This window comes from Rhodococcus sp. P4_B6 (assembly GCF_056402215.1).
On record NZ_JBFUHV010000147.1, the window covers coordinates 1 to 25,982 of the forward strand.

Here is a 25,982-nt window from a genome sequence, read left to right on the forward strand (position 1 = left end):
GCACCGAGGCCGGCATCGCCACCTACCGCCAACGCTCACCCATCGCCGAAACCGTGTTCGGGCACGCCAAACACAACCTCGGATTCCGCCGGTTCACCAGCCGCGGCCTCGACCGGGCCCGCAGCGAATGGGCCTTCCACGCCGCGGTCCACAACATCGGCAAGATCCTCACCCACCTGACCGCAGGAAACACCCTCCCGGCCACCACCTGACCAGGCGGGGCCACCCCCGCCCGCACCGGCACCCGCCACAAGCCACGAGAGGGCCACACCACCCTCACTCAATTCCGCAACATCCCCTCCAGCTACCAAAAAGGCGCACGGGGGCGTCAGCGCACGATCACGACGTCCAGCGTCCGGGGACCGTGCACGCCTTCGACGCGGTTGAGTTCGATGTCGCTGGTGGCGCTGGGACCGCTGATGAACGTCAGCGGTGTGGTCGCGTCGAGGGTCTGGAAGGCCTGCGGCACGGTGTCGACGATGTGGTCGGTGCGCACGATGCAGATGTGGTGATCCGGGACCAGCGTCAGCGCCCGGCGTCCCTGACCGGCGCCGCCGTCGAGCACGATGGTGCCGGTGGCCGCGATTCCGAGGGTGCAGCCGGTGACGACCACGTCGATGGCGTCGAGTTCGAGCGTCGACAGTTCGGCGGGGGCGCCGTCGACGACGACGTCACGTCGCGGCCGCCACGACTGCGGCAGGTCCGGTGGGACGACGGCCCGCTTCCCCTCCGCGATCAGTCCGGTGACGATCTCGGCGACGGTGGTCTCGTCGGCGCGGTGGACCTGTGCGCGGTAGTCGTCGACGGTGTGGGCGAACAACTCGACGTCGCCGGGGCCGGACGCGGGCTCGCGGTGGTAGTCGCGGGGAACGGGGTCGGGGGCCGGCGCGTCGGCGAGCGCCGACCGGATCCGGGACAGTATCTCTGCGCGTGCGGTCATCGTGTCGTGTCCTCGTGTGTGCGGGCCCACCATTGTCGGAACGTTTCCTTCGGCGGGGCGGGCAGGTCGCGGCTCGCGGTCCATTTCGATGCCGGGTACGGCAGCGACGTGATGCGTCCGGACCGGCCGCCCAGCACCCGGCCGACCTTGGCCGCCGTCTCGGCGGCGGCGAACCGTTTCTCCGAACCCATCACGAAGCCGGCGGCTTTCATCGCGAGGTCCTGGCCGCCGGGAAGTCCGTGCCGTTCGGAGTCGACCTGTTCCGCGCGTAGGTGCACGAGGATGCTGGGGATGTCGATGCGGACCGGGCAGGCGTCGAAGCAGGCGCCGCACAGGGTGGAGGCGTAGGGCAGTGAGGCGTTCGGGTCGTCGTGGCCGGTGGTCCCGGTGAGTTGTGGGCTGAGGATCGCGCCGATCGGCCCGGGGTAGACCGACCCGTACGCGTGCCCGCCCGCCCGCTCGTAGACGGGGCACACGTTCAGGCAGGCGCTGCAGCGGATGCAGTGCAGTGCCGCCCGCCCGGTCTCGTCCGCGAGGACGTTGGTGCGACCGTTGTCGAGGAGGACGACGTGGAAGTTCTGCGGGCCGTCGCCGGGGTGCACCCCGGTCCACATGGAGGTGTACGGGTTCATCCGCTCGGCGGTGGACGACCGGGGCAGCAGTTGCATGAACACCTCGAGGTCGGTGAACGTGGGGACCAGTTTCTCGATGCCCATGAGCGTGATGAGGGTGTCGGGGAGGGTCAGGCACATCCGTCCGTTGCCCTCCGACTCCACCACCGCGAGGGTCCCGGTTTCCGCGATTCCGAAGTTCGCGCCGCTGATCGCGACCTTGGCGGACAGGAACTTTCGCCGCAGGTGCGCCCGCGCGGCCATCGCCAGCGCGCGGGGGTCGTCGGTGATGTCCTTGTCGACGCCCGGCATCGCGTTCAGGAAGATCTCGCGGATTTCGGCGCGGTTGCGGTGGATGGCGGGAACGAGGATGTGGCTCGGTTTGTCCTCGCCGAGTTGGACGATGAGTTCGGCGAGGTCGGTTTCGATGGCCGCGATCCCGTTCTCCTCGAGATGCTCGTTCAGGCCCGTCTCCTGGGTGGCCATCGACTTGACCTTCACCACCTCGTCGGAGCCGGTGGCCCGCACGAGGTCGGTGATGATCCGGTTCGCCTCCTCCGCGTCGCGCGCCCAGTGGACGGTGCCGCCGTGGGCGGTGACGTTCTCCTCGAACTGCACGAGCAGTTCGGGGAGCCGGGCCATCACGTCCGCCTTCAGGGCGCTGCCGGCCCGGCGCAGTTCCTCCCAGTCGTCGACCTCGGCGACCGCGGCGATCCGTTTGTTRCGGATGGTAGTGGTGGCGGCGCCGAGGTTGGCGCGCAGCTGGGTGTCGGTGAGTGCCTTCCGTGCGGCGTCGGGGAAAGATTCTGTGCCCCGGATGTTTCCGGTGCCGGCGTGGAAGGTGGGTGAGCCGAGGAACGTGGTCATGCGTTGCTCCCGATCTTCTCGGTGCTCGCCAGGATCTCGGCGAGGTGGACGGTGCGGACCCCGCTGCGCAGCCGGGACAGCCCGCCGCCGATGTGCATCAGGCAGGACGAGTCGCCGGCGCTGCACACCTCGGCGCCGGTGCTCAGGATGTTGCCCATCTTGTCGGCGAGCATCGCGGTCGACGTCTCGGAGTTCTTCAGCGCGAACGTTCCGCCGAAGCCGCAACAGGATTCGGCCGCGGGTAGCTCGATCAGGGTCATCCCCCGCACCGCGCGCAGCAGTTGCAGCGGTTTGTCGGCGACCCGCAGCATCCGCAGCGAGTGGCACGTCGGGTGGTACGTCACCCGGTGCGGGTAGTAGGCGCCGACGTCGGTGACGCCGAGGACGTCGACGAGCAGTTCCGACAGCTCGTACGTCCGGGACGCGATCTCCTCGACGCGGGTCGCGAGCGATTCGTCGCCGTACCGGCGGGCGACCATCGCGTGCTGGTGCCGGACGGATCCGACGCACGAACCGGACGGGGCCACCGCGACGTCCCACGACGGTCCGCTCTCGAACGCCTCCACGTGGTGACGGACGAGCGGCAGCGCCTCGGCCTGGTAGCCGGTGTTGACGTGCATCTGCCCGCAGCACGTCTGCTTCGGCGGGAACACGACCTCGTGGCCGAGCCGCTCGAGCAGGCGGACCGTGGAGGTGGCGGATTCGGGGAACAGGGCATCCGCCAGGCAGGTGGCGAACAGGGCGATTCTCATCGGGTACTCCAACCGGGCTGGGCTGTGGTCTGACCACAGTGTCGTCCTGCACCGCATCGAGCAGGATCTGGCGGCCGGCAAACTCACCGTCGGCGGTCGTCTGCCCGCCGAGCGCGCACTCGCCGAGGAACTGGGCGTCGGACGCTCGTCCGTCCGCGAGGCCATCCGCGTGCTCGAGGCGATGGGCATCGTCCGCACCGCCGTCGGCTCCGGACCGGACGCAGGCGCGATCGTCGCCGCCGACCCGGCCGCGTCCATCGGCGCGGCCCTGCGGCTGCACATGGCGACGCGCACCCTGCCGATCCGCGACGTCGTCCAGACGCGCACGCTGCTCGAGTCGTGGGCGGTGCAGGAAGCCGCCGGACAGTCCGGTGACCTCGACTTCTCGGCCATCGACACGCTGCTCGACGCGATGGACGACGAGGACCTCTCCCCGGAGGCGTTCCACCGTCTCGACGCCGACCTGCACGTCGCGATGGCCGGGCTGGCCGGCAACGTTCTCGTCGAGGCGATGATGGTCTCGCTCCGCGACTCCATTCACGGCTACGTCATGCAGGCCGTGCCGCTGCTCGACGACTGGCCCGCGGTCGCGACCCACCTGCGCTGCGAGCACCGCGGCATCGTCGCCGCCCTCCGCGGCGGACACGGCGCCGAGGCCGCCGGCTTGGTGCGGGAGCACATCGAGGGGTTCTACGGGCGCTTCGCGCCCGTGCGTGGGTAACGAGTCTCTGGACTCGTCAACCGCTCACGGGGCGGTACGCCCCCAGGATCTGCGCCTCGGCGTCTTCGAGGTAGGTCTTGAGCAGCTGACCAGCGGCTTCGGTGTTGCCGGCGACGAGGGCGTCGTAGATCTCGTGGTTGCGGGTGAGGTACGGCCCGTGGAATCGGTGGGCGTCGTCCATGACGTGGAAGACGAGCCGTGCCTCGTTCCAGACGCTGCGCATGAGTTCGTCGATGCGGTTGCTGTTGTTGAGGCTCGCGAGGGCGCTGTGGAAGTGGATGTCGGCGGTGCCGACGCCGGTCCAGTCCTCGACGGCGTGCCGTTCGTCGGCCAGGTCCAGGGCCTCGGCGACGCCGGACAGGTCGCCGGTGGCGGGGTCGAATCCGTTGACGCCGGCGCATTCGACGACGCGCCGGCAGATGTAGAGCTCGGTGATGTCCTCGGCGGTGGGTACGCGGACGAAGACGCCGCGGTTGAGTTCGTGCGCCACCAGCCGGTCTTCGATCAGGATCTGGAAGGCCTCACGGACGGTGTTGCGGGAGACGTCGAGGGCGGCGCAGATGTCGGGTTCGGACAGTCGCGCCCCTGGTTGGAACGTTCCGTCGATGATGGCGTCCCGCAGAATGCCGGCGACCCGCGTGGTCCTGCTGGTGCGTTCGAGCAGGCCGCGGTGAGCGGCCAGGCGGGAATGCGCATCGCCGCGAAGGGCATTCGAGCTGGTCAAGTCCACTCCTCAGGTTTCGATCTCGACCGCAATCATAGTTGTCAGCTCGGTTCCGCGATTTCTTCCAGGATAACAATCCTCTCGAGGTATTGCAGGATCGTTGAACGATTTGTACCGTGATGGGAGTTACATCGGATTCTTCGAGCAGTTACATCCCTTCTTCAGGCGAGGTGCCATGACCACAGATACACAGACCGAGGTCGCGCAGGCGCGCCCCTTCGACTGGTTCCGCACCCTCGGGCCGAAGGGAAAAAGAGCCTTCATCGGCGCGTTCGGCGGATACGGGCTCGACTCCTACGACTTCCAGGTCCTCCCGCTCGGCCTCGCGGCCATCGCCGCCTACTTCGGCCTCACCACCGGTCAGGCAGGCCTGCTGACCACCGTGACGCTGGTGGTGTCCGCGCTCGGCGGCGCCCTCGCCGGCATCCTCGTCGACAAGATCGGCCGGGTCCGCACGCTGCAGGTCACCGTCGCGACGTACACGATCTTCACGGTGCTGTGCGGCTTCGCGCAGAACTTCGAGACGCTGCTGATCTTCCGCGCCTTCCAGGGCCTCGGCTTCGGCGGTGAGTGGGCGGCAGGCGCGATCCTCGTCGCCGAATACGCCCGCGCCGAGTACCGTGGCCGGGCCGTCGCCTTCGTGCAGAGCGCGTGGGCCGTCGGCTGGGCGCTGGCCGTGATCGTCTACACCGTCGTCTTCCAGCTGTTCGACCCCGACGTCGCGTGGCGCGTGCTGTTCTTCACGGGTGTGCTGCCCGCCTTCCTCATCATCTGGGTGCGCCGGAATCTGAAGGACCCCGAGGTCGTCACGGAGCGCCGCGAGTCCGCGGGCAAGCAGACGGGCTCGTTCGCGGCCATCTTCCGCGGCGGACTGCTCCGCACCACCGTGCTCGCGTCGCTGCTCGCCACCGGTGTGCAGGGCGGCTACTACACGCTGGCGTCCTGGCTGCCGACGTTCCTCAAGACCTCGCGCGGACTCGACGTCGTCGGCACCGGCGGCTACCTGGCGATCCTCATCTCCGGAGCGTTCCTCGGCTACGTCAGCGGCGGCATCCTCACCGACAAGCTGGGCCGCAAGCGGACCATGCAGCTGTTCGCGTTCCTGTCGGCGATCTTCATGGTCGGCTACACCCAGGTGCCCGAGGGTGCGAACATGCTGATCCTGATCCTGGGCTTCCCGCTCGGCTTCTGCACGTCGGCGATCTTCAGCGGATTCGGATCGTTCTTGTCCGAGCTGTACCCGACGCAGTCCCGCGGCACCGGCCAGGGCTTCACGTACAACTTCGGCCGCGCGGTCGGCGCCGTGTTCCCCGCCGTCGTGGGTTTCCTGGCCGCCACCCAGCTGGGCATCGGAGGCGCGATGATCTTCGGCGCGCTCGGTTACGCCATCGCCGTGTTCGCCCTGTTCTTCCTCCCCGAGACCCGCGGGAGCGAACTTGCCTGACTCGCCGACCGACCTCCGCTCCGCGTTCCGCTCGGGACGCGTCACCCCGACCGCCGGTCTGGCACCCGGATTCGCGCAGACGAATCTCATCGCCGTCCCGCAGGACTGGGCATACGACGTGCTGCTGTTCACCCAGCGCAACCCCAAGCCGTGCCCCGTCCTCGACGTCGGCGACGCCGGCTCCCGGACGACGATGCTCGCCCCCGGCGCCGACATCGCAACGGATCTGCCGCTGTACCGGGTGTGGAAGGACGGCGAACTCGCGGACGAGACCACGGACGTGTCCTCGCTGTGGCGGGACGACCTCGTCGCGTTCCACATCGGGTGCAGCTTCACGTTCGAACACCCGGTGGCCGCTGCCGGGGTGCCGCTCCGGCACGTCGAGCAGGGCAGCAACGTCCCGATGTACGTCACCGACCGCGAGTGCAGGCCCGCGGGCCGGGTCAGCGGGCCGATGGTGGTGTCGATGCGACCCGTCCCCGAACACCAGGTGGCGCTCGCGGCGGCGATCTCGGCGCGGATGCCCGCCGTCCACGGTGGCCCCGTGCACGTCGGTGATCCCGCGGAACTCGGCATCGCCGATCTCGCGGCCCCCGACTTCGGCGATCCGGTGAACTTCGAGCCCGGCGACGTCCCGATGTTCTGGGCCTGTGGGGTCACCCCGCAGGCGGCGGTGATGGCGTCCCGGTTGCCGTTCGCGATCACCCACGCACCCGGGTACATGCTGATCACCGACACCCCGGACAGCGAGTACGTCCTGGAGGTCCCCGATGCGCGTTGACCTGAACTGCGACCTCGGCGAGGGCTTCGGGCAGTGGACGCTGGCCGACGACGAGGCCCTCCTCGACGTCGTCACCAGTGCGAACATCGCGTGCGGGTTTCACGCGGGCGATCCGATGATCATCCGCAAGGCCTGCGAGAGCGCGGCCGAGCGAGGCGTCGCGATCGGGGCGCACGTGGGCTTCCGGGATCTGGCCGGATTCGGCCGGCGCGAACTCGCGGTGTCGCCTGCGGATCTTCGCGATGAGACGCTGTACCAGATCGGCGCGCTCGCCGGGTTCGCCCGCGCCGCCGGATCCTCGGTGACGTACGTCAAACCGCATGGTGCGCTCTACAATTCCGCGGCACTCGACTTCGAGCGGGCCGATGCGGTCGCGTCGGCCATCGACGAGTTCGCCGAGCCGCTCACGCTGATGGGACCACCCGGATCGCAGTTGCAGCGGGCCGCGGAGGCGCACGGCATCGAGTTCGTCGCCGAAGGGTTCGCCGACCGCCGCTACACCGCCGCGGGCACGCTGACCCCGCGCTCGGTGCCCGGCGCCGTCATCGACGATCCCGACGTCGCCGCCGCCCAGGCCGTGCGGATGGTGTCGACCGGAACGGTGGAGTCGATAGACGGCGACGACGTCGCGGTCGCGGTGCGCAGCATCTGCGTGCACGGCGACACGCCCGGGTCCGTGCACACCGCGCGCCGGGTCCGTCACGCGCTGGAGAGTGCCGACGTCACGCTCGGATCCTTCACATGACCACCCCCACCCGGATCCTCCCGGCGGGCGATCGGGCCCTGCTCGTCGAACTCGACTCGGAACCCCTGGTCGTGTCGCTGACCGAACGCCTGCGCCGGACACCGGTTCCCGGTATGGAGGACGTGCTGCCCGCGGCGCGCACGGTGCTCGTCACCACCACACCGCGGACCGACCTCGACGAGGTGCGCCGCGCGCTGCGGACGTTGACCGTCGACCTCGAGGTGCACGACCACACCGGCGTCCCCGAATCGGAACCGATCACCATCCCGGTCCGCTACGACGGCGCCGATCTCGCCGATGTCGCCGACCTTCTGCGGATGAGCCGCGAGGACGTGATCGCCGCCCACACCGCCGCCACCTGGCGTTGTGTATTCATCGGATTCGCACCGGGTTTCGGCTACCTGAGTTGCGGCGACGACCGGCTCACCGTGCCCCGGCGCGCGCAGTCACGCACCGTGGTGCCCGCCGGGTCCGTGGCCCTCGCCGGCGGCTACGGCGCGGTGTATCCGCGGTCCTCACCCGGCGGATGGCAGATCATCGGAACCACGGACTCCCCGATGTGGAACCTCGACGCGGAACCCCCGGCGCTGCTGCAGCCGGGACGTCGCGTCCGATTCGTCGACGAGGAAACGCTGTGAGTGAACTCGAAGTACTCGAAACGGGTCCGCTCAGCCTGATCCAGGATCTCGGCCGCCCCGGCTACCTGAGTTCGGGTGTCGGCGTGTCCGGCGCCGCCGACCGCGGGTCCGCGAGGCTCGCGAATCGTCTGGTCGGGAACGACGAGAACGGCGCGTGCATCGAGGTGCTGATGGGCGGGCTCGCCCTGCGTGCGCAGGCGGTGACGACCGTCGCCGTCACCGGTGCCCCCGCCACGGCGCTGCTCGACGGCATCCCGATGGGTCACGCGAGCGTCATCGTGATGCAGCCGGGGCAGACGCTGCGGTTGCAGTATGCGCACGTCGGGCTGCGCAGCTACGTCGGGGTCCGCGGTGGCCTCGCGGTGCCGGACGTGCTCGGCTCCCGCAGCACCGACACCCTCTCCGGGATCGGGCCGGAAGCGTTGAAGCCCAACGACGTCCTGCCCGTCGGCACGTGGACGAGGAACTTCCCGAACGTCGACGTCGCGCCCCTCCCCGCGATGGACCCCGGACCGCTGTCGGTGCGGGTCATCGGCGGCCCCCGCGACGACTGGTTCACCAACCCGGACGCGCTGACCACGGGTGCGTGGGCGGTCTCCCCGGACACCGACCGCATCGGCGCCCGGCTGAACCGGCACGCCGGCGCACCTGCCCTGCAGCGGACGTCCGAGGCCGAACTCCCCACCGAGGGCGTCGCACTCGGGTCCATCCAGGTTCCGCCGAGCGGGCAGCCCGTCGTGTTCCTCGCGGACCATCCCATCTCCGGCGGTTACCCCGTCATCGGCGTCGTCGCGGACGAGGACATCGACCGGATCGCCCAGGCCCGCCCAGGCCAACTGATTCGCTTCACCACTGCGTGATCGGCTGCGCGCCGATCCCACTACAGGAGATCACCCCATCGCCATGAACAGCATCGGCACGGAACTCGACACACCCTGGTCCCACGAGTTGTGGCGCAACACGCTGCTTGCGGAACCGCACCGTCAGGGCACCGCGGTCGCGCGCCACTACGCGTCCGCGCTGCCGATCAGCTACGCCACCGAAACCGATCCGGCACAGGCGATCCGCGACGTCGCCGCGGTGGAACGTCTCGACGTCGACAGTGTGGCGCTGACGTTCACCACCACCGAGGCGTCCGCGCCGTACGAGAACCTCAAGATCTACGCCGTCGGGAAACCCGCACCGCTCAACGAGGTGCTGCCGATCCTGTCCAGCCTGGGCGTCAACGCCCTCGACGAACGTCCGGCCGCGCTGACCCGGCCGGACGGCAGTCGCGCCTGGATCTACGACCTGACCGTCGACCTGCCGGCCGTCACGGACGGCCACGGGTCCACTCGGGACGGCCGGATCGCGGACGCGTTCCGCGCGGCGTGGACGGGTGAGACCGAGGTGGACGGGTTCAACGCCCTTGTCCTGCACGCCGGGCTCGGCTGGCGTCAGGTGACCGTCCTGCGGGCGTACGCCGCATACCTGCGGCAGGCCGGGCTCCCGTACAGCCGCAGCAACGTCGAACGAGTCCTGCTGGGCAACACCGGCATCACCCAACTCCTCGTCGAGTTGCACGCACTCCGGCTCGACCCCAGCCTGGAACAGGACGCCGCCGCGGAGAGCGCGCTCGAAGACCGCATCTCGGCCGCGATCGACGCCGTCGCCGGAATCGACGCCGACCGGATCCTGCGGGCCCTGCTGTCCCTGATCCGCGCCACCACCCGCACGACCTACTACGCCGGCGACCCCCGGCCCGGGCGCGCCCTCGCGTTCAAGTTCGACTCCTCGTCGATCGACGAATTGCCGCTGCCCCGGCCGAAATACGAGGCCTACGTGTACTCGCCGCGGATGGAGGGCGTGCACCTGCGGTTCGACGACGTCGCCCGCGGCGGCCTCCGGTGGTCCGATCGGCGCGACGACTTCCGCACCGAGATCCTCGGACTCGTGAAGGCGCAGGCGGTCAAGAACGCCGTCATCGTCCCCGCCGGGGCGAAGGGCGGCTTCGTCGTCAAGAACCCGCCCGCGGCGACCGGCGACGCCGCCGCCGACCGGGAGGCGATGCTGGCGGCCGGAATCTCCTGCTACCGCGAATTCATCTCGAGCCTCCTCGACATGACCGACAACCTCGACATCGCGACCCGGCACGTGATCGCGCCGGACGGCATCGTCCGCCGCGACGGCGACGACACCTACCTCGTGGTCGCCGCGGACAAGGGCACCGCGGCGTTCTCGGACGTCGCCAATGCCGTCGCGCTCGCGCGCGGGTACTGGCTGGGCGACGGTTTCGCGTCCGGCGGGTCCGTCGGCTACGACCACAAGGCGATGGGCATCACCGCCCGCGGCGCGTGGGAGAGCGTCGTGCAGCACTTCCGTGAGATGGGCGTCGACACCCGCACCGACGACTTCACCGTCGTCGGGATCGGCGACATGAGCGGCGACGTGTTCGGCAACGGGATGCTGCTCAGCCCCCACATCCGCCTCGTCGCCGCGTTCGACCACCGCCACGTCTTCATCGACCCCGATCCCGACCCGCAGACGTCCTGGGACGAGCGGGCGCGGCTCTTCGGCCTCGGCAGGTCCAGTTGGAAGGACTACGACAGGGCGGTCCTCAGCGAGGGCGCGATGATCGTCGACCGGTCGGCGAAGTCGGTTCGGCTCACACCGCAGGCGCGGCGCGCGCTGGGGATCGACACGGATCGGGCGCTCACCACCGTCGAACTCGTCCGCGCCGTCCTCGGTGCGCCCGCGGACCTGCTGTGGAACGGCGGCGTCGGCACGTACGTCAAGGCCACGTCGGAGAGTCACGCGGACGTCGGCGACAAGTCGAACGACGCCGTCCGGTTGGACGCGCCCGCGCTGCGCGTCCGGGTGGTCGGCGAGGGCGGCAACCTCGGCCTCACCCAACTCGGCCGAATCGAATACGCGCGCCACGGCGGTCGTGTCAACACCGACGCACTCGACAACTCGGCCGGTGTCGACTGCTCCGACCACGAGGTCAACATCAAGATCGCCCTCGCGGGCGCCACCGCCGACGACACGCTCACCGCGCAGGATCGTCGAGAACTGCTGTCCGACATGACCGAAGACGTCAGCAGGCTCGTCCTCGCCGACAACCGCAGCCAGAACGAGATGATGAGCCTCAACCGGGCGCAGGCGGCGACGCTCGTCAGCTTCCACTCCCGCATGGTCGACGACCTGGAACGGCGCGGCCACGTGGACCGCGCGATCGACGTGCTCCCGACGTCCGCCCAGTTCGGTGCCCTCGAACGCGAGCAGAAGGGCCTGACCAGCCCGGAACTGGCGCAGCTCACCGCGCAGGTCAAGCGGTTCATCAAGAGCGAGTTGTCGGGCACCACGCTCCCCGACAACAAGGTCTACGCCGGCCGGCTCCACGACTACTTCCCGCCGCGGCTCGGCCGCGAGTACGCGCACACGGTCGCCGCGCATCCGCTGCGCCGGGAGATCGTCACCACGTCGGTCGTCAACGACATGGTCGACCGTGCCGGGATGACGTTCGCCTTCCGGCTGCGGGAGGAGACCGGCGCCGACTCGGCGGAGGCGGTGAACGCCTTCACCGCCGTCACCGAGATCTTCGACCTCGGAGCGACTTTCGCGCGGATCCGGGCGGCGGCCGACACGACCCCGGCGTCCGGGACGAACGCGCTGACCGTGCAGACCCAGCGGCTGATCGACCGGGCGTCGCGGTGGCTGACCACGCACCGGCCGCAACCGCTGCCGCTCGAGGCCACCATCGCCCGCTACCGGCCGGTGGTCCGCGAACTCGGACCCCGCGTGCGGGAATGGTTGCAGGGCGACGAGATCACCGCCGTCGAGGGCCGAACCGAGGCCCTGACGTCGCGGGGTGCGGACGCCGGGATCGCCGCCGACGTCGCGGACCTCCTGCACACGTACTGCCTTCTCGACATCGTGGACATCGTGGACATCGCGGAGATCTCCCAGCACCGCGCGGAGGACGTCGCGGAACTGTATTTCGCGCTGTCGGCGCACCTGCACATCAACACCGCGCTGACCGCCGTCACCGCGCTCCCGCGGCTGGACCGGTGGCACGCCCTCGCCCGCCTCGCCCTGCGCGACGACCTCTACAGCTCGCTGCGCGCCATCACCCTCGACGCGCTGTCCGTCAGCGAACCCGGCGACGCCGCGGCCGACAAGGTCGACCAGTGGGAGCAGCACAACGCCGCCCGGCTCGCCCGCGCGCGGGCGCTGCTCACCGAGATCGAGTCGGAGGTCGCCACCGAACCCACGCTGGCGCTGATCTCCGTCGCGGCCAGGCGGATCCGGGCGATGACGCGGTAGGCGCTTCGCGCCCGTGCGTGCTCAAGGAGTCTCTGGACTCGCTAACCACGCACGGGCCGCGGAGCGACCTACAGCACCTGCGACAGGAACTGCTGCAGCCGTTCGGTTTCGGGCTTGTCGAACAGCTGGTCCGGTTTGCCGGTCTCGACGACGGCGCCGTGGTCCATGAACAGCACGGTGTCGGACACCTCGCGGGCGAAGCCCATTTCGTGGGTGACGACGACCATCGTCATGCCGCCCTTCGCGAGGTCGGCCATCAGGGCGAGGACGCCCTTCACCAGTTCGGGGTCGAGTGCCGACGTCGCCTCGTCGAAGAACATCACTTCGGGTTTCATCGCGAGGGCGCGGGCGATCGCGACGCGCTGCTGCTGCCCGCCCGACAGGTTGCCGGGCCGTGAGTCGGCCTTGTTGGCGAGGCCGACGAGTTCGAGTTGCTCGAGCGCCACCGACCGCGCCTCGTCCTTCGACATGCCCTTGAGCTTGCGGGGGCCGAGCGCGATGTTGTCGACGACGGTCTTGTGCGGGAACAGGTTGAAGTGCTGGAACACCATGCCGATGCGCTGCCGCAGCTTGTCGGGGTTGTCCTGCAGCACGGATTTGCCGTCGAGCAGGACGTCGCCCTGATCGGGTTCGTGCAGCCGGTTGAGGACCCGCAGCAGCGTGGACTTGCCGGAGCCGGACGGCCCGATGACGGTGACGGTGTCGCCGGCGTCGACGTGGAGGTCGACGCCGCGCAGCACCTGGTTGGTGCCGAACGCGAGGTGCAGGTTGGTTCCAGTGAGAGAGACGGCCATCGCCCTATCCCCTTTCCACGACGATGGACTGTTCCACCGGGTCGAGCGTGCCGGACGTGTCGGCGCGGCCGGTGCGCAGACGGTTGTCGATGTAGTTGACGAGGTGCGTCAGCGGGATGGTGAGCGCCAGGTAGAACAGGCCGGCGGCGACGAGCGGTGACAGGTTGCCGGTCTGTGCGTTGAGGTCGCGGCCGACGGCGAACAGTTCCCGCTGGCTGACTAGCAGGCCGAGGAAGTAGATCAGCGACGAGTCCTTGATCAGGGAGATGAACTGGTTCATCAGCGCGGGCAGCACCCGCCGCACACCCTGCGGGACGACGACGAGCGTCATCGACTTCCGATAGCTGAAGCCGAGCGCCCGGGACGCCTCGAGCTGTCCGGGTTCGACGCTCTGGATCCCGGACCGGAAGATTTCACCGATGTACGCGGACGCCAGCAGCGACAGTGCGGCGGCGCCGAGCCAGTACGGGTTGTTGCCGGTGAGTCCCTTGACGACGGGTCCGGCGCCGAGTCCGACGATGAGGATGATGACGACGGCGGGCAGACCGCGGAACACGTCCGTGTAGACGCGGGCGGGCCAGCGCAGCCAGCGGGTGCGGGAGATGCCGGCCATCGCGAGCAGCATGCCGAGGACGGTGCCGACGATGCCGGACGCCAACGCCAGGATCAGTGTGTTCGGTAGACCGGTCTTCAACAGGTCGGGGAAGGCCCGGGTGTAGAGGTCCCAGTCGAAGAACGTGTCCTTCAGTTGCTGGAGTGTCGACTTGGGTTCGGCGACCGGGGTTTCGGTCGTGTCGTTCGCGTTCTGGGCGGCGATCGCGGCGAAGTCCGGAAGGTCGGGCGCCGGCGCCGCCTTGCTGCCCGGCTTCCAGCCCTCGGGCAGTTCGCGGGGCACCCAGTCGGAATACAGCTGGGCCCAGGTGCCGTCGGCGATGACGGCGTCGAGCCCGGAGTTCAGTGCGTCGACGAGCGGCTGGTTCTCCTTGTTGACGGCCCAGCCCACGTAGTTGTTGACGCTGAAGGTGTTCTCGACGATCGACGTGGGATCGCCGGGTGCGATGGCGCCCTCCGCCTGCTGCGACGGCGCGACCCAGGCGTCGATCTGCCCGGTCTTGAGGTTGGCGTACGCGGTGGCGTAGTCGGGGAACTTGACCGGGTTCAGCTTCAGCGTGTTCACGACGTAGTCGTCCTGGACGGTGCCCTGGACGACGCCGATGCGGGTCGACGCGTTCAGGTCGTCGAAGCTCTGGATCGGTCCGCCGTTGGGAACGACGAGCGAGAAGTAGCCGAAGTCGTAGCCGTTGGTGAAGCCGACGGTGTTGCGGCGCTCGTCGGTCGTGGTGATGGACGAGGACCCGACGTCGAAGCGGCGCCCGGCGACCTGGGCGAGAAGCCCGGCGAACTCGGTGCCGACGAAGTCGACGCGCAGGCCCAGCTTGTCGGCGACGGCCCGCAGCAGTTCGTTGTCGTAGCCGGTGAACTGGTTGTCCGAGTTCACGCAGATGCTCGGCGGCGCGTCGGACAGCGTGCCGACGGTGAGCACCCCGGGGGTGATGAGGTTCAGTTTCGACGTGTCGATCTGGTCGAGCGGGGTGGTCGACGGCGTCGTGTAGCGGTCTTCGGCCGCGGCGCCCGCGGCGGCGAGGTTGGTCGGGGCGGCCGTGGCCGCGCCGACTCCCGGCGGGGAACACAGATCCTGCGGCGCCGACCCCGAGGTGTCGCCGCCGCTGGAACAGGACGACAGGGTCAACGCCAGCAGGGCGGTGAGCAGTAACGCCACCACCACACGGATCTTCGCTCCGACGGAAGAAAACATGGTGAGCAGCGTAACCCTGGCAGGCGGGTTTTCCGGGCTCGGAGGACGCCTCGGGCGACGCCCGTCACTCTCCTTGTTTGTCATACAAACAAAGAGAAGTTATTGTTTGTCGTACAAACAACTTGGAGGGGCAGCCATGGCGTCGCAGACGGGCCGAGCAGCGCGCGCAACCCGGGAGTCCGGTCGGCAGACCCGCGACGCCCTGTTCACCGCCGCCACCGAACTCTTCCTCGAACACGGCGACGGCGTCGCGATCACCCAGATCTGTGCCGCCGCCGGAGCCCACCCCAACCAGGTGACCTATTACTACGGGTCCAAGGAACGGCTCTTCGTCGAGGTGGCCTGCGCTGCCGTGCTGCGCGCCGGCAAGCGGGCCGAGGACGACGCCGCCACCGCCGAGACCGTCGGCGACTACACGGAGAAACTCGTCGGCTCCCTGCTCGGACCGGGCGCGCCCAGCGTCGAACTGTTCGTCGAAGCGATGCTCATGACGGGCCGCCGCGGCGAACTCCGCGACCTCATCACCGACACCCTCCGCACCCTGCACTCCTCGGGCGAGGACGCGCTCATCCGCACCCTGATGCGCACCGGGTGGCAACTGCGCGCCGGCATCGACGTGGAGGCGAAGGCATTCTGGTCGGCGATCTTCGGACTGGTGATCCAGAAGACCGCCACCGGCGAGAGCTTCGGCTATTCGCTCGAGGAGGCCGTCGCCGTCATCTTCGCGAACCTGCAGATTCCCGAGACCGTCCTCAACACCTCCATCGACTGACCCCCTCTTCAAGGAGCGCGATGAACATCGTTCGCGTATTCGACAGCAACGTCCGCAAGACGCCCGACAAGGCGTTTCTCCACTTCCAGGGCCGGAACCATACGTATGGTTCCGTGCAGGACGGCAGCCGCCACGCCGCGGCACTCCTGCAGAAACTGGGGGTCGGGCGCGGTGACCGCGTCGCCCTCATGTGCTTCAACACCCCCGGCTTCGTCTACGCCATGCTCGGCGCCTGGCGCGTCGGCGCGGTGGTGGTGCCGGTCAACCACAAGATGCAGGCACCCGAGGTCGACTACATCCTGCGGCACGCACACGTGAAGGTGTGCATCTTCGACGGCGAACTCGCGCCCGTGATCGAGCGGCTGCAGACGCCGGTGGTGCTGCTGTCCACCGACACCGCGGTGGACGGGTACACCTTCTTCGACGACGCGATCGCGGACCTCGACCCGATCGACGGCATCGACGTCGACGAGAACGACCCGGCCGAAATCCTCTACACGTCCGGCACCACCGGCGCACCCAAGGGCTGCGTCCACAGCCACCGCAACGTGGTGCGCGTCGCGACCACGGCGGCGCTCGGCCTGTCCATCACCCGCGACGAGCGGCTGCTGATGGCCGTCCCGATCTGGCACGCGTCCCCGCTGAACAACTGGCTGATGGCCACGCTGTACATGGGCGGCACCGTGGTGCTCCTGCGCGAGTACCACCCGATCCGGTTCCTGGAAGCGGTTCAGCAGCAACGCATCACATTGTGCTTCGGGCCGCCGGTCATCTACACGACGGCGCTGAACGCGGTACCGGATTTCGCCGCATACGACCTGTCGAGTGTCCGCGCCTGGCTGTACGGCGGCGGGCCGATCGGCGCGGACGTGGCCCGCAGGCTCGTCGAGTCGTACCGGACCACCCGCTTCTACCAGGTGTACGGGATGACCGAGACCGGTCCCGTGGGGGCCGTTCTGTATCCGGAGGAGCAGCTCGCGAAGGCCGGCTCCATCGGCCGGGCGGCGCTCGCCGGCGTCGACATGCGCCTGGCCGGCCCCGACGGCGCCGACGTGCCTGCCGGGGGGATCGGCGAGATCTGGCTGCGCACCGACACCGTGATGCAGGGCTACCTCGACGACCCCGACGCCACCGCGGCCGTGTTCGCCGACGGCGGCTGGTACCGCACCGGCGATCTCGCCCGCAAAGACGACGACGGCTATCTCTTCATCGTCGACCGCGCGAAAGACATGATCATCACCGGCGGCGAGAACGTCTATTCCAAGGAAGTGGAGGACGCCATCTCCGGCCACCCCGACGTCGTCGACGTCGCCGTCGTGGGGCGCCCGCACCCGGAGTGGGGCGAGACCGTCGTCGCGCACGTCGTGTGGCGCGAAGCGGATGTCGTGGGAGCCGACGACCTCCGCGACTATCTGTCGGACAAGCTGGCGCGCTACAAGATTCCCCGCGACTACGTGTTCGCCACCGTGCTGCCCCGCACTCCCACCGGCAAGATTCAGAAGCACCTGATCCGCACCGCGAGCTGACTCACGAAAGACACTGCCATGACTACCTTTTCCGAAACGAATGTCACCCATCCCGCGCCCCACCGGACGCACACCGTGCTCAACCAGTCGGTGCCCCGCACCGACGTCAACGAGTTCACGCTCGACACCGTGCTGTCCGAGGGCGTGCGCCGCCACGACGCCGACTGGGCCACTGCGGAACTCACCGACATCGGTGAGCTCGTCGGCAGCGCCACGTTCCAGCACGACGCCGAACTCGCCAACACGATCATCCCCGAACTGAAGACGTTCGACCGCTGGGGCAACCGGATCGACGAGGTCGAGTACCATCCGTCCTACCACCGGATCATCTCCGCGGCCGTCGCACACGGCGCGCACACGTCCGCGTGGGCCGATCCGAAACCCGGCGCGAACGTCGCTCGCGCAGCCGCATTCATGCTGTTCGCGCAGATCGAGCCGGGCCACTCCTGCCCGATCTCGATGACCAACGCCGTCATCCCCTCCCTCGAACTGCAACCCGACGTCGCCGCGATCTGGAAGCCGCGCGCCCTGTCCCGCAGCTATACCCCGGAACTCGACGCACCGGGCAAGGCGTCCGCGATCTTCGGCATGTCGATGACGGAGAAGCAGGGCGGCTCCGACGTCCGCGCCAACACCACCGTCGCGAAACCCGCCGCACGCGGCGGTTCCGGCGCCGACTACCTGCTCACCGGTCACAAGTGGTTCTGCTCCGCGCCGATGTCCGACGCGTTCCTCGTACTCGCTCAGGCGGAAGGTGCGGGCGGCGAAGGGCTGTCGTGTTTCCTGCTGCCGCGCATCCTCCCGGACGGCACCCGCAACGTCTTCCGCATCCAGCGGCTGAAGAACAAGCTCGGCAACAAGTCCAACGCGTCGTCCGAGATCGAACTCGACGGCACCGTCGGCGTCATGGTCGGCGAACCGGGGCGCGGCGTCCGCACCATCATCGAGATGGTCGCGCGCACCCGCCTCGACTGTGTGCTCGGCAGCGCGTCGGGGATGCGGCAGTCCGTCGCCGAGGCCGTGTGGCACGCCCGGCACCGTGCCGCGTTCGGTGCCGTCCTGGCCGACCAGCCCGCCATGACGTCGGTGCTCGCCGACCTCGCGCTCGAGTCCGAGGCGGCCACCGTCACCGCCCTGCGACTCGCCCGCGCCCACGACGAGGACGCGAGCGAGCAGGAGCGCAGCTTCCGCAGGCTCGCGACCGCCGTCGCGAAGTACTGGATCTGCAAGCGCGGCCCGCACCACGCCTACGAGGCGCTGGAATGCCTGGGCGGCAACGGGTACACCGAAGACTTCCCGCTCGCCCGCCGCTACCGCGAACAGCCCGTCATGGCCGTCTGGGAGGGGTCGGGGAACGTCATCGCCCTCGACGTCCTGCGCGCGATGACCCGCGAACCCGACAGCGTCGCCGCGTTCGACGCGGAGGTGAACCTGGCCCGCGGCGCCAACACCGTGCTGGACGCGCACCTCGACCGGGTCCGTACACAACTCGGCGACCTCGCCGGACTCGACCCCGCCGACGCCCAACGTCGCGCCCGCACCGTCGTCGAATCGATGGCCCTCGCCCTGCAGGCGTCGCTGCTCACCCGGTTCTCACCTGGCGCCGTCGCGGACGCGTTCGTCGACGCCCGCCTCGGCCCCGACCGCAGCCACGAATACGGCACCCTCTCCCCGGCCGCCGACCTGCAGGCGATCCTCCGTCGCGCGTAGCGCCCGTGCGTGGTTAACGAGTCCAGAGACTCCTTTCCCACTCACAGGCGGCGAAGCCGCCTACCGCAGGACCGCCGGGCCCAGGAACTCGCACACCTGCAGGGCGAGTGCGAGATCCAACTTGCTGTGCGTGCCGGTGGCCGGGTCGCCGAGTGCCTTGGTGATGCGGTATTTGACGGTGTTGCGGTGCAGGTTCATCTGCTGCGCGGTGTGGAGGTGGCTCTCGCCGGTCGCGAAGTAGGTGCTCAGCGTGGTCCGCAAGGTTGCGGCCTGGTCGGTGTTCTCCGCGAGCGGGCCGAGGACCTCCCACACCCACGCCCGGGTGGAGTCCAGGTTCTCGGCGAGGAGGGACACGACGGCGACGCCGCGGTCGCCGAAACCGACGATCGGCCGGACCTGGGTGTGGGGCACGGTGGCGACGGAGTAAGCGGCCCGCGCCTGTTCGTGCGACCGCCGGAATCCGGCGATCCCGGGTGCGGGCAGGCCGATCGCGGTCCGGATGCCCGGTTTCGACGGCAGGGCGGCGGCGAGTTCGGTGGTGTCGAGAGCGGGCTTGCGGCGACCGAAAGGGAGCCAGGCCCAGAGGGTTCGGCGGTCGATAGCGGTGACGATGGGCGCGGAGTCGGTGGCGAGGTGACGGGCGAGGTCGCGCACGTAGTGGTCGAGCGCGTTGAGGCTCGCCTCGGTGTCGGCTCCGGTGGACCACAGAATCATCGCGACGTGCGTCTGGTCGAGCCGGTACTGCGTCTCGGCCTCGAACGCGGACCCGTCGTTCCCGGTCCCGGTGAGGAGGGTGTGGATGGTCGACGAGTGCACGTTGCCGCGGGCACCCAGCCACCGCCACCGTTCCTGCTCGTAGGCGTCGAACACGTACAGCGTGATCCAGTCGATGTAGCTGTACACGACCTCCGAGATATGTTTGAGCACCGCGAGAGTCAGCGGTCCGGGCAGGTCGAGGGCGCTGACCTCGTCGTAGCAGATCTTCATCAGATCGTCCTGGCCCATGTGATACGCGCGCACCAGCGAGTTCGACGTCACGTCCCGTTGCGCCAACCGCAGCGCGTACTCCACGGCGGCGGTGGTGGGCTGGAGATGGTCGACGGGAATGTCGTTGGCCAGGACGTGGACGATCGTCGAGACGTTGCCGTGCACACTGGCCTCGAGCAGTTCGACGAGCTGCGGGTCCTCGTCGAGTTGGTCGATCTCGTGCGCGAGCAGCGCGCTCATCGCGCGGGTGATCTCCGCCTGCCGCACATCGAGTTTCCGTGCGATTCCGGCCACGATGTCGAGGACCTCGGTCTCCGCCATCGCCGGCACCCGCGCCATCCGGCGACGGGCACCGGCGCGGCGGTCGCCGGGGGCGGGACTGCTCACAGCACGTCCCCTCCGGCGCGGCGCAGGTAGCGCAGCGCGGACTGGGCGGCGTTGTACCCGCACATGCCGTGCGCGCCGGCGCCGGGCGGTGCGGACGCCGAGCACAGGTAGGTGCCCGGGATCCCGGTGCTGTACGGGTCGAGGGCGATCCGGGGGCGCAGCACCACCTGGGTTTCGGTGTTGGCGCCGCCGATGATGTCGCCGCCGACGTAGTTCGCGTTCGACTCGGCCAACTGCACGGGACCACTGCTGACGGTGGCGACGACGCGGTCCCGGAACCCGGGGGCGAACCGTTCGATCTGCGTGATCACCGCCTCGGTCGCGTCTCCGGTGTATCCGTGCGGGACATGGGCGTACGCGTACAGCGGGTGCAGGCTCCCGTTCGATCGGCCGGGGTCGGCGACATACTGCTGTCCGACGAGGACGAACGGCCGCCGCGGCATCCGGCCCGTCGCGACGTCGCGTTCGGCGTCGGCGATCTCCGCGAAAGTTCCACCGAGGTGCACGGTTCCGGCGCGACCGCAGGCGGGGTCGGTCCACGGCACCCCGCCGTCGACGGCGAAGTCGACCTTGAACGCGGCGGGTCCGTGCCGGTACCGGCGGTAGGCCTTGGCGACCCGCGGCGGCAGCCGGTCGCCGAGGATGTCGGCGGCGGCGGACGGCGCGAGGTCGAGGAGGACGACGTCCGCAGGCGGAATGTCCCGCGGGCTGCGGACCCGGGTGCCGGTGGTGATCTTGCCGCCCCAGTCGGTGAGCATCGCGGCGAGCGCGGCGGTGATCGACTGCGACCCGCCCTCTGCGACCGGCCATCCGTAGCGGTGCCCGGCGGCGACGATCATCAACCCGACCGCGGACGTCGCGGGCCGGTCGAGGCGGTAGTACGCGTGCGCGGCGACGCCGCCGAACAGTGCGCGGGCCTTCTCGGTGCGCCACCAGCGGGCCGTGACGGTGGCCGGCAACAGGGCGCGGGGGCCGAAGCTTGCGAGCTTGATCGGGTGCCGGGGGATGTTCGCGATCGGGCGCATGAGGTCGGCGGCGAGGTCGTCGAAGCCGTCGGCGAGTCCGCCGAACATCCGCTGCCAGCGTGTTCCGTCGTCGCCCAGGCCGGCGGCGGTGTCCTCGACGGAGCGGTGCAGCAGCCCGGCGTCGCCGGTGTCGAGGGGGTGCGCGCAGTCGATCTCCGGCCACTTCCAGGTCAGCCCGAACCGTTCGAGGTCGAGGGTCTGCAGGTACGGCGATCCGGCGCCCATCGGGTGGAACGCGGAGCATTCGTCGTGCAGCAGTCCGGGCACGGTGAGTTCGGCGGAGCGGGTGCCGCCACCGATGGTGTCGGCGGCCTCGAGGACCTGGACGTCGACGCCGTGCCGGGCGAGGTGGACCGCGGCGGCGAGCCCGTTGGGCCCGCTACCGACCACGACCGCGGTCGTCACGGCCGCACCGCCACGTTCGGCTTCGTCAACTCGCTCTCCCGCTCCTCGACGTCTCCCCCTAGTCTCCACTGCACGTCGAACGGAATGGGCCCGTTCGGCAGCCACGGCTGCTCGTTGATCGCGTCGGACACCTTGTAGGTGCCTCGTTCGATGACTCCGAGCGCCGCGTCGATCACCTTGTACTCTTGGATGCCCTTGTGGATGGGCTGCGATTCGATCCAGGCGATCACGAATTCGCCGGGCGCGAAGTTGCAGCGCCGCTGGAGTGCGGCGATCAGGAACTCGTTGTGCAGGTGGCCGTCTCCGAAGTTGAACGCCACGAGTGAGTTACAGCTGAACTCGGCCTCCCGCAGCGAGTACGTGTCGATGTCGTCGCCGAGGTGGTTCATCAGCAGCGAGTACAACGCGCGGCCCTGGCTGTGCATCGACCGCCAGCCGAGCAGTTGGTGCATCACCACGTCCGCGACCTCCGGCGGGTAGGTGGCGAGCAACTGGGTGCGGGTGTTCTGGCTGGGCCGCTTCACGAATCGGTCGAGCTTCTCCTCGGCGCCCGGCGCGAACGCCCAAGTGGCCGACGCCCAGTTGCCGGCGTACTGGCGCATCGACGGCAGGAACGAGACGAGGTCGGGGCGCAGGTTGCCGAGGATCGGGAAGAACACCAGCGCGGCGACGATCGCCGCGGTCAGCCACACCGACGACATGTCGGCGATGCCGTACCCGTCCCAGGCGGGGAATCCGACGAACAGGAAGATCGACGCGTAGGCGAACAGCAGATTCCATTCGAGCGGCACCGCGAGCGGGAACGTGGACAGGATGAACAGGTGGAATGCCACCATCAAGGCGACCGCGAGCAGCGTCAGCGTGCGGTTGGTGGAGAACAGCAGCACCAGCGGGGTCACCACCTCTACGACCGTGCCGAGCACGTGGGCGACACCACCGGCGACGATCGACGGTCGCAGGTCCTCGGGGAAACTGCGGTAGTGGGCGCGCTTGATCTTCTTGAACGGCATCCACGGGGTGTTGGACAGCATCGGCGGGACGACCATCGAGAAGTGGTGTCCGAGTTTGGAGATCCCGGCGCCGACCCACACCGACACGATGAGCAGCTTGAGGGCGATGATCATGTCCACGAACGGCAGGACGCCGAAGAAGACGACGGCCGGGAAGTACTGCTCGCCGCGGGCGGCGATGAAGATGACCTTGTCCCGCAGCCCGATCACGATCAGCAATGCGATCAGCGGCAACAGGAGTGTGGGGTTCACCAGGCCGTGGTTGCCGGGCAGTACCGCGTCGATGGACGGGGTGTGCACGCCGGCGAACCCGAGCGCGAGCATGATGTTGATCAGAATCGCGGCGTAGATCAGGACGTCGAACACGGTGCGCGTGTCCCCGGAGGTCAGCGGTACCTTCCCCGGCCACGGTGGGAGCCGGATGGTGCCGGGCCGCAGCCAGAACAGGGCGCCACCCATCATCGGCTTGAAGTGGCCGGCGAGCGGACCCCAGGAACCGCCCAGGCCGATCGTCTCGACCAGCAGGGTCCACAGGATCAGCTTCTGGTACACGATGGGTGCGTTCCACCACGCGCCGACGTCGAGCACGTTGTACCCGGAGGTGAACGTCGCGATCGACAGTCCGGCACCGAGGTAGAGGACGAGCAATTTCAGAATGTAGATGGTGTGCACCATCTTCGGGGTCCCGAAGCCGTAGTCGACCCAATGCGTCGACATGGCGCGCAGACGGTCGCGGAACGGGAGGTCGAGGAAGGTGGCGGGGTCGACTTCGGGGAAGTTCCCGGTCTTGAATCCCATGGGGAGGCTCCTTGCGGGTAGGGGTCATCGCCTCGGGTGGCGCCCGAGGTCTGGGGTGGTGCTGGATCAGTTGACGGCGGCGGGCCGGTGGCGGCTGCGCAGACCGGGCTTGTCGATCTTGCCGACGGGGTTGCGGGGCAAGGCGTCCACGATGTGAATGGCCACGGGCAGTTTGACTTTCGTCAGCCGGTCGCGCAGATGGTCGTCGAGCTGATCGTCGGTGACCGGGCTGTCGGGGTAGGCGACGACGTAGGCGACCGGGACCTCGCCGTACACGTCGTGCGGGGCGCCGATCACGGCGGCCTCGAGGACGTCGTCGTGGGTTGCGAGGGCGTTCTCGATCTCCTTGGGGTAGATGTTCTCGCCGCCGCGGATGATCATGTCCTTGATGCGGTCGACGAGGGTGAGGTAGCCGTCCTCGTCGAGGCGTCCGACGTCGCCGGTGTGCAGCCAGCCGTCGACGACAGTGCGTTCGGTTTCGTCGGGCCGTCCGAGGTAGCCGCGCATCACGTTCGCGCCCCGGATCACCACCTCACCGACGGTCCCCACCGGTGCCGGTGCGCCGGACTCGTCGACGATCGCGATGGTCTGACCCGGCAGCGCGGGCCCGACCGTGCCCAGCTTGCGGACGCCGCCCGGCGGGTTGCACGCCGACGCGCACGTCCCCTCGGTCAGCCCGTAGCCCTCGACGATGACGAGACCGAAACGCTGCTCGGCGCGGTCGAGGAGTTCCTTCGAGATCGGGGCGGCCCCGCACACCGCGAACCGCAGCGACGAGAGGTCGGTGTCGGCGTCCTGGGAAACCAGCAGGGCGTAGATGGTCGGGACGGCGGAGAAGTACGTCGGGCGCAGTCGGGCGACGTCGTCGAAGAACCGGGCCGGGGAGAACCGTCCGGTGACGCTCAGCTGACCGCCGGCCAGCATCGGAGCAAGGAAGCTGACGCAGATCGCGTTGACGTGGAACAGCGGCAGGATCAGCAGGCAATGGTCGTCGGCGGTGAGCGAGAAGTGCTGAACCATCGACGAGCTCATGAACTGCAGATTCTCGTGGGTGAGCATCACACCCTTGGGGCGTCCCGTCGAACCGGACGTGTAGATCAGCAGGGCGAGGTCGCCGGCGCCGGCGGTCGGGCCCGGCGCCCAGTCGGGGTCGGGGCTGGCCGCCATGTCGTCGACGGCGATCGTCGGCCGTCCGCCGGTGGGTGCGTCCGGTCCCTCGTTGACGACGAGAACTGCGGCGGCGTCCGCGATCTGATACTCCGCCTCCGTCGCGGTGAAGGTGGGATTGACCGGGGTCGCGGCCGCCCCGATCCGCCAGGACGCCATGAGGGCGACGAGCAGTTCGGCGCGGTTGGGCAGCATGATCGCGACGACGTCACCGCGACCGACGCCGTGCCCGGACAACTGCGCGGCGAACGCGTCGACCCGCTCCGCGAACTGCCGGTAGGTCAGGTCGAGGCGGTCGTCGCGCAGGCACGGCGCATCAGCGCGCTGTGCGGCGCGGTCCCAAGCGAAATAGCCGATGTGCGACACGATTTCGATCCCCTTCGGTGGTGGTGTGATGTACGACACTATCGGCGGGTTTGGGGGTGGGAAACGGTCTCGGGGGCTCGAGTTCGGACGCCGCGTTGTCGGTTGAGCACAACCGCAGGGGCCCGGGGGTTGACACCGCGCCGCGGCCGTGGTCAATATATGCAAATGCTTAGAAAATAAGCAGATGCTTAGAACTGAGGGGCTGCAGGTCCGCACCGACCGCCGTCCACCACGTCAATCGGTAGGAGTTACCCATGCCCGAGGCCGTCATCGTTTCCATTGCCCGTTCCCCGATCGGTCGTGCCATGAAGGGGTCGCTGGTCGGCATGCGCCCGGACGACCTCGCCGCGCAGATGGTGCAGGCGGCCCTCGACAAGGTGCCCGCACTCGACCCGACCGACGTCAACGACCTCATCCTCGGCTGCGGTCTGCCCGGCGGTGAGCAGGGCTTCAACATGGGCCGCAACGTCGCCGTCCAGCTCGGCTACGACTTCATCCCCGGCACCACCATCACCCGCTACTGTTCGTCGTCGCTGCAGACCACCCGCATGGCGCTGCACGCCATCAAGGCCGGTGAGGGCGACGTGTTCATCTCCGCCGGCGTCGAGACCGTGTCCCGGTTCGTCAAGGGCAACTCCGATTCGCTGCCCGACACCCAGAACCCGCTGTACGCCGACGCGCAGACCCGCAC

Annotated in this window: 22 protein-coding genes; 12 read left to right on the plus strand and 10 right to left on the minus strand. The window is 69.1% G+C overall.

Going from position 1 to position 25,982, the window contains the following annotated elements; translation table 11 throughout:
* On the plus strand, positions 1-212 hold a 212-nt coding region (locus AC1DWT_RS39375), incomplete at its 5' end, for a transposase (RefSeq protein WP_477924763.1).
* A gap of 116 nt (positions 213-328) precedes the next feature.
* Here AC1DWT_RS39375 and AC1DWT_RS39380 read toward each other — a convergent pair.
* Genes AC1DWT_RS39380 through AC1DWT_RS39390 form a run of 3 tightly spaced genes read right to left on the minus strand, consistent with a single transcriptional unit; the run spans position 329 to position 3,170 of the window.
* Positions 329-940 (minus strand): LutC/YkgG family protein, encoded by a 612-nt coding sequence (locus tag AC1DWT_RS39380; protein ID WP_206014004.1) that lies wholly within the window; start codon positions 938-940, stop codon positions 329-331.
* The gene (locus AC1DWT_RS39385) at positions 937-2,418 is read right to left on the minus strand and encodes a LutB/LldF family L-lactate oxidation iron-sulfur protein (RefSeq protein WP_095861499.1); all 1,482 of its coding nucleotides are present in this window, start codon (positions 2,416-2,418) and stop codon (positions 937-939) included. Before AC1DWT_RS39385 ends, AC1DWT_RS39380 begins: the two co-directional genes overlap by 4 nt.
* Entirely contained in the window at positions 2,415-3,170 is a 756-nt protein-coding gene (locus AC1DWT_RS39390; protein WP_206014003.1) for a (Fe-S)-binding protein, read from the minus strand. Before AC1DWT_RS39390 ends, AC1DWT_RS39385 begins: the two co-directional genes overlap by 4 nt.
* Here AC1DWT_RS39390 and AC1DWT_RS39395 point away from each other — a divergent pair.
* The gene (locus AC1DWT_RS39395; protein WP_477924766.1) at positions 3,148-3,891 is read left to right on the plus strand and encodes a FadR/GntR family transcriptional regulator; all 744 of its coding nucleotides are present in this window, start codon (positions 3,148-3,150) and stop codon (positions 3,889-3,891) included. The two genes, AC1DWT_RS39390 and AC1DWT_RS39395, sit on opposite strands and share 23 nt — an antisense overlap.
* Before the next feature lie 16 nt (positions 3,892-3,907).
* Here the strand turns inward: AC1DWT_RS39395 and AC1DWT_RS39400 are convergent, their stop codons facing one another.
* The gene (locus AC1DWT_RS39400; protein WP_206014001.1) at positions 3,908-4,621 is read right to left on the minus strand and encodes a GntR family transcriptional regulator; all 714 of its coding nucleotides are present in this window, start codon (positions 4,619-4,621) and stop codon (positions 3,908-3,910) included.
* 103 nt (positions 4,622-4,724) lie between these two features.
* On the opposite strand from AC1DWT_RS39400, the gene AC1DWT_RS39405 reads away from it, so the two are divergent.
* Genes AC1DWT_RS39405 through AC1DWT_RS39430 form a run of 6 tightly spaced genes read left to right on the plus strand, consistent with a single transcriptional unit; the run spans position 4,725 to position 12,528 of the window.
* On the plus strand, positions 4,725-6,059 hold the full coding sequence (locus AC1DWT_RS39405; protein WP_255314998.1) for an MFS transporter: 1,335 nt from the start codon (positions 4,725-4,727) through the stop codon (positions 6,057-6,059).
* Complete coding sequence (locus AC1DWT_RS39410) at positions 6,052-6,840, plus strand: putative hydro-lyase (RefSeq protein WP_072945144.1); 789 nt, start codon at positions 6,052-6,054, stop codon at positions 6,838-6,840. Before AC1DWT_RS39405 ends, AC1DWT_RS39410 begins: the two co-directional genes overlap by 8 nt.
* Positions 6,830-7,585 (plus strand): LamB/YcsF family protein, encoded by a 756-nt coding sequence (locus AC1DWT_RS39415; protein ID WP_072945146.1) that lies wholly within the window; start codon positions 6,830-6,832, stop codon positions 7,583-7,585. The genes AC1DWT_RS39410 and AC1DWT_RS39415 overlap by 11 nt, the downstream gene beginning before the upstream one ends.
* On the plus strand, positions 7,582-8,223 hold the full coding sequence (locus tag AC1DWT_RS39420) for a 5-oxoprolinase subunit B family protein (RefSeq protein ID WP_072945148.1): 642 nt from the start codon (positions 7,582-7,584) through the stop codon (positions 8,221-8,223). The genes AC1DWT_RS39415 and AC1DWT_RS39420 overlap by 4 nt, the downstream gene beginning before the upstream one ends.
* Complete coding sequence (locus AC1DWT_RS39425; RefSeq protein ID WP_206014000.1) at positions 8,220-9,083, plus strand: 5-oxoprolinase subunit C family protein; 864 nt, start codon at positions 8,220-8,222, stop codon at positions 9,081-9,083. The genes AC1DWT_RS39420 and AC1DWT_RS39425 overlap by 4 nt, the downstream gene beginning before the upstream one ends.
* A 43-nt stretch (positions 9,084-9,126) precedes the next feature.
* Entirely contained in the window at positions 9,127-12,528 is a 3,402-nt protein-coding gene (locus tag AC1DWT_RS39430) for an NAD-glutamate dehydrogenase domain-containing protein (protein ID WP_206013999.1), read from the plus strand.
* A gap of 68 nt (positions 12,529-12,596) precedes the next feature.
* Here the strand turns inward: AC1DWT_RS39430 and AC1DWT_RS39435 are convergent, their stop codons facing one another.
* Together AC1DWT_RS39435 and AC1DWT_RS39440 are read right to left on the minus strand one after the other, a co-directional pair.
* Positions 12,597-13,322, minus strand: a complete 726-nt coding sequence (locus AC1DWT_RS39435) for an amino acid ABC transporter ATP-binding protein (RefSeq protein WP_072945155.1) — start codon at positions 13,320-13,322, stop codon at positions 12,597-12,599.
* A gap of 4 nt (positions 13,323-13,326) precedes the next feature.
* Positions 13,327-15,138: an ABC transporter substrate-binding protein/permease gene (locus AC1DWT_RS39440; protein ID WP_072945157.1), complete on the minus strand. Its 1,812-nt coding sequence runs from the start codon at positions 15,136-15,138 to the stop codon at positions 13,327-13,329.
* 136 nt (positions 15,139-15,274) lie between these two features.
* On the opposite strand from AC1DWT_RS39440, the gene AC1DWT_RS39445 reads away from it, so the two are divergent.
* The 3 genes from AC1DWT_RS39445 to AC1DWT_RS39455 are packed head-to-tail and all read left to right on the plus strand — an operon-like array spanning position 15,275 to position 19,146.
* A complete protein-coding gene (locus AC1DWT_RS39445; RefSeq protein ID WP_072945159.1) occupies positions 15,275-15,910 on the plus strand; it encodes a TetR/AcrR family transcriptional regulator C-terminal domain-containing protein in 636 nt (211 codons plus the stop codon).
* Positions 15,911-15,930: 20 nt separating this feature from the next.
* Positions 15,931-17,436 (plus strand): class I adenylate-forming enzyme family protein, encoded by a 1,506-nt coding sequence (locus AC1DWT_RS39450; RefSeq protein WP_206013998.1) that lies wholly within the window; start codon positions 15,931-15,933, stop codon positions 17,434-17,436.
* A gap of 18 nt (positions 17,437-17,454) precedes the next feature.
* On the plus strand, positions 17,455-19,146 hold the full coding sequence (locus AC1DWT_RS39455; protein ID WP_206013997.1) for an acyl-CoA dehydrogenase family protein: 1,692 nt from the start codon (positions 17,455-17,457) through the stop codon (positions 19,144-19,146).
* A gap of 60 nt (positions 19,147-19,206) precedes the next feature.
* Here the strand turns inward: AC1DWT_RS39455 and AC1DWT_RS39460 are convergent, their stop codons facing one another.
* From AC1DWT_RS39460 to AC1DWT_RS39475, 4 genes are all read right to left on the minus strand, one after another.
* The gene (locus tag AC1DWT_RS39460) at positions 19,207-20,520 is read right to left on the minus strand and encodes a PucR family transcriptional regulator (protein WP_420855117.1); all 1,314 of its coding nucleotides are present in this window, start codon (positions 20,518-20,520) and stop codon (positions 19,207-19,209) included.
* Positions 20,517-21,950, minus strand: coding sequence for a phytoene desaturase family protein (locus AC1DWT_RS39465; RefSeq protein ID WP_206013996.1), 1,434 nt, complete (start codon positions 21,948-21,950; stop codon positions 20,517-20,519). The genes AC1DWT_RS39460 and AC1DWT_RS39465 overlap by 4 nt, the downstream gene beginning before the upstream one ends.
* A complete protein-coding gene (locus AC1DWT_RS39470; protein ID WP_206013995.1) occupies positions 21,947-23,758 on the minus strand; it encodes a DUF3556 domain-containing protein in 1,812 nt (603 codons plus the stop codon). Before AC1DWT_RS39470 ends, AC1DWT_RS39465 begins: the two co-directional genes overlap by 4 nt.
* Positions 23,759-23,824: 66 nt before the next feature.
* Positions 23,825-25,291 (minus strand): class I adenylate-forming enzyme family protein, encoded by a 1,467-nt coding sequence (locus tag AC1DWT_RS39475; RefSeq protein WP_206013994.1) that lies wholly within the window; start codon positions 25,289-25,291, stop codon positions 23,825-23,827.
* A gap of 254 nt (positions 25,292-25,545) precedes the next feature.
* Here AC1DWT_RS39475 and AC1DWT_RS39480 point away from each other — a divergent pair.
* Positions 25,546-25,982, plus strand: a 437-nt coding sequence (locus AC1DWT_RS39480) for a thiolase family protein (RefSeq protein WP_477924772.1), incomplete at its 3' end; no start/stop codon positions are given.